The 4111-nt window shown below is 64.7% G+C and carries 3 protein-coding genes and 1 pseudogene; all 4 read right to left on the bottom strand.

Translation table 11 applies throughout. The annotated features are described in order from the left end of the window. Nucleotides 1-63: 63 nt before the first annotated feature. A complete protein-coding gene (locus V6M39_RS05230; RefSeq protein WP_332642679.1) occupies nucleotides 64-1206 on the bottom strand; it encodes a branched-chain amino acid ABC transporter permease in 1143 nt (380 codons plus the stop codon). Then, complete coding sequence (locus V6M39_RS05225) at nucleotides 1203-2099, bottom strand: branched-chain amino acid ABC transporter permease (protein WP_332642678.1); 897 nt, start codon at nucleotides 2097-2099, stop codon at nucleotides 1203-1205. Before V6M39_RS05225 ends, V6M39_RS05230 begins: the two co-directional genes overlap by 4 nt. After that, a complete protein-coding gene (locus V6M39_RS05220) occupies nucleotides 2099-3919 on the bottom strand; it encodes an AMP-dependent synthetase/ligase (protein WP_332642677.1) in 1821 nt (606 codons plus the stop codon). Before V6M39_RS05220 ends, V6M39_RS05225 begins: the two co-directional genes overlap by 1 nt. Further along, nucleotides 3916-4111: pseudogene (locus tag V6M39_RS05215) on the bottom strand (ABC transporter ATP-binding protein); the annotation flags it as partial. The pseudogene V6M39_RS05215 and the gene V6M39_RS05220, both read right to left, overlap by 4 nt.

The raw sequence follows: 4111 nt of genomic DNA, 5'->3' as shown, positions 1-4111 counted from the left end.
ATTCCTTTCGGTGAGCGTCCTCGTCCTGACTGGACTCGGGCGCGGGATGTTGCAGTGCGGCGGTCAATAAGAGAACGGCCACCCCTTCCAGTAGTTGCGCACGCGGACCCAGATGCCGTAGAGACCGCGTGGTTCAAAGATCAGGAACACGATGATCAGTAGCCCGTAGAGGATGGCCTCGAGCTGGAACACCGACAGGAAGCCGTCGGATCCCGACGACTCGCTGATGAATGGGAAGACGTCGGCGAGGGTTCCGGAGAACTTGCCGAGCAGGCTGATGAACAGCGCGCCCATGATGGCGCCGGAGATCGTGGCGACCCCGCCGATCAGGATCATCGCGATGTACTGGATCGACAGCAGCAGCCCGAACGCGCTCGGCTCGAAGACGCCGACGACCGCGTAGTAGAGCGCGCCCGTGACTCCGGCGAAGAACGATGACATCGCGAACGCCATCACCTTGTACTTCGTCAGGTCGACGCCGATCACGGCTGCCGCGACGTCGCGGTCGCGTACGGCGGAGAACGCGCGACCCACGCCCGAACGGGCGATGTTGCGGCCGAGGATCGCGAAGAAGATGAGGAACAGCAGGGCGAAGATGAACTGGCGCTGCTCGCGGGCGAGCTCGATGCCCAACACGGTCCCGCTGGCGTTGAGGTCGATACCGAACACGTTGAGATCCGGCCCGCGACGGCCGATGCCGGGACCGCCGGTCAGCGAGCGTGCCTCACGGAAGATGTGGTCGCCCAGGAACACCAGGCCGAGCGTGACGATCGCGAGGTAGAGACCGCGCAGTCGTACGGCGATCGGCCCGACGAGCAGTCCGGCGACAGCGGCAACGACGCCGGCGGCGGGAAGCCAGATCCAGATTGGCAACCCATAGCCGGTGAGCCGCCCATCGGGATCGCCGCCGAGAACGGCGCCGGTATAGGCGCCGAGACCGATGAAGAACGCGTGGCCCAACGAGACCTGACCGGCGTAGCCGGTGACCAGGTTGAGGCCGATAGCGCCGACCGCCGAGATCATGCCGAGCGTGAGGATCAGCAGGAGGTCGTCGGTCAGCATGAACGGCAGGAGGAAGCCGACGGCGATCATCGCGAGCGTCGAGCGCCGCTTGGCGGGGGTGTTGAGCAGGCCCATCTCCTGGGCGTAGTCGGTACGTACGAGCGCCCGCCCGCGGAGTCGGTTGCCAGCAGTCATCAGGCTCATACGCGCTCGACCTCCTTCGTGCCGAAGAGGCCATACGGTTTGACGAGCAGGACCACCAGCATCAGGGCATAGGGAGCGACAAGCGAGAAGTTCCGACCCAGCCACGGTGCAACATCGGGCTGATAGATAGCGGTGAGCGACTCGACGAGTCCGACTGCCAGCCCGCCGATCACGGCACCTGGGATCGAGTCGAGCCCGCCGATGATGATTGCGGGCAGGGCCTTGAGGGCGATGATCCAGCTGGTCTGTTCCATGCCGGCCGTGCCGGCAGCGACGAACGTACCGGCGATCGCGGCGAGCCCGCCCGCGATGGCCCAGGCGAGCGCGAAGATCGCACCGACGCGGATGCCCTGCGCGAGGGCAGTCTCTTGATCGAGTGCCGTCGCCCGCATCGCGAGTCCCGTGCGCGAGTACTGGAAGAACAGTGCGAGTGCAGTGACCGTGACAGCCGTAACCGCGAACAAGCCGAGCGTCTGGTGCGACACCGACACGTCACCGATGCGGAAACGCTCGCTTCCACCGGGGTAGTTGACGATGCGGGGCTGTACGTCGATGTAGTTGTTGCTGAAGATGCGGAGCACGATGTCGACGCCGATCGTGATGATCGCCAGCGTGAACACCGGCTTGCCGATCATCGGGCGCAGTGCGAGCCGCTCGACGACCGTGCCGACGAGCGCACCACCCAGGATCGCCAGAGACATCCCGACGAAGAACGGCAGGCCGAACTCCTCGGTGAAGTGATACGTGAGCAGGCCGCCGACCACCATCAGTGCCGGTTGGGCAAAGCTGATGACGCGGGTGGCCTTGTAGATCATCACGTAGCCGAGTGCGAGCAGGGCATAGATCGATCCCTGGCCGAGCCCGTTGACGACTGCCTGAACGAACTCAGTCATCAGCTGGCCCCCGCGTACATCTGCTCGATGGCCTCGTCGAACTGCGAGGTGACGGCGGACCGCTTGAGCTTCTGCGTTGCGGTCAGCTCTCCCGCATCGTGATCGAGCTCCTTGGGTATGAGCGTGAACCGTTTGATTGCCTGCATCGGCGCGAACTTCGCGTTGCTCTCGTCGACGATGCTCTGCACCAGTGCGATGACCTCCGGCTTGCTGCTGAGATCGCGGTAGGTCGTGAACGACAGCTTGCGCTTCTGCGCCCAGTTGCCGACGGTGTCGAGCTCAATGCCGATCAGCGCGGTGATGTACTTGCGCCGGTCGCCGATGACGAGTGCTTCCTTGATGTATGGCGATGCCTTGAGACTGTTCTCGATCTCGCTGGGGGAGATGTTCTTGCCGCCTGACGTGATGATGATGTCCTTGACCCGGTCGGTGATCTTGATGTGCGTGCCGTCGACCCACTCGCCTACGTCGCCCGTATGAAGCCAGCCGTCGGCGTCGATCGCCGCGGCTGTTGCCTCGGGGTTGTTCCAGTAGCCGGCGAATGTGCCGCGGTGCCGGGTGAGGATCTCGCCGTTGTCGTCGATCCGGAGCTCGGTACCGGGTTGCACCTCGCCGACCGTGCCGACCTTGACCCGGCCCTTGACGTTGGCGGTGGCGATCGCACTGTTCTCGGTCATCCCGTAGACCTCGTACATCGGCAGACCCAGTCCCATGAAGAACTCGAGCACCTCGGGTGAGATCGGCGCGGCCCCCGAGGCTGCGTATCTCACCTTCGACAACCCGAGCCGTTGCCGTAGCGGGCGGTAGAGCATGACCCAGCCGACTGCGTACGCGAGTCGCGTCGCGATGGTGTGCTCGCCGTTGCGGGCGACGAGGGTGCGACCGATCCAGCGCGAGACCTTCATCCAGAGCGCGAAGTTGGCTCGTTTGATCATCGAGGCACCGCTCATACGGATCTGTACGCCAGCGACCAGCTTTTCCCAGATTCGGGGCACACCGAAGAGCAGTGTTGGCTGGATCTCGCGGAGGTTGATCTGCACGGTGTCGATCGACTCGGCGAAGTTGACCTGGACGCCGAGGCCCGCGTTGAACCAGACCGTGAACAGCCGCTCAGCGACGTGACAGAGCGGAAGATAGGAGACGCTCAGGTCCTTGTGGTTCGCCGGGGGGCTGATGAAGGCGCCATCGTTCTGGAGCGTCTCGATGACGAACTCGATGTTGTCGATCGTCAGCATCGCGCCCTTGGGCGGCCCGGTCGTGCCGGAGGTGTAGACGAGCGTTGCGAGATCGCTGGGCTCGGCGGCAGCCATCCGCTCGGCAACTGCATCGGGGTGGGAAGCCCGGTGCTCGGCACCCGCGGCGATGAAGTCGTCCCAGAAGATCAGCCGGGTCTCGCCGTAGTTGCCACGTACGCCGCGCGGCTCCAGGTAGACGATGTGCTCGACGTCAGGCAGCTCGATCTCGAGCAGCTTGTCGACCTGCTCCTGGTCCTCGGCGATCACGATCCGAGATCCGGAATCGGCCAGCACGTGGCGGATCTCGCCCGCGGGATTGGTCGGGTAGCAGCCGACGGTCGCGGCGCGTACGGCCGTGATGCCGATGTCGGCGAACAGCCACTCGCGGCGGTTCTCGCTCATGATCGCGACGCGGTCACCCACCTCAACGCCGAACGACAGCAGCGCATGACCGACGAGCGATGCGGAGTCCCAGTAGTCAGCCCAGCTGACTTCCTCCCACAGGCCGAAGTTCTTCTCCCGCATCGCGACGCGATCGGGGTGCTCGTCAGCGTGCGCCTTGATGCGCGCCGGCAGCGTGCTCATTTCGTGTCTCCTACGGGTCCGAGGTAGGCGGCGATGACGTCCGGGTGGTCACGCACTTCGGCGGGCGTACCCGTATGAACGGTGCGTCCGAAGTCCATCGCCATGACCCGGTCGGCGAGATCCATCACGAGCGCCATGTCGTGCTCGACGAGGATCATCGGGATGTGCAGCTCGTTGCGGATGTCGAGGATG

The organism is Aeromicrobium sp. (assembly GCF_036675695.1).
Classification (GTDB): Bacteria; Actinomycetota; Actinomycetes; order Propionibacteriales; family Nocardioidaceae; genus Aeromicrobium.
The sequence above is the reverse complement of the archived record's forward strand: the minus strand, read 5'-3'. Positions and strand labels throughout refer to the sequence as shown.

Excerpts from the sequence above, each read along its gene's own strand:
- V6M39_RS05230 (WP_332642679.1), bottom strand. The coding sequence starts at position 1,206 with ATGAGCCTGATGACTGCTGGCAACCGACTCCGCGGGCGGGCGCTCGTA.
- V6M39_RS05225 (WP_332642678.1), bottom strand. The coding sequence starts at position 2,099 with ATGACTGAGTTCGTTCAGGCAGTCGTCAACGGGCTCGGCCAGGGATCG.
- V6M39_RS05220 (WP_332642677.1), bottom strand. The coding sequence starts at position 3,919 with ATGAGCACGCTGCCGGCGCGCATCAAGGCGCACGCTGACGAGCACCCC.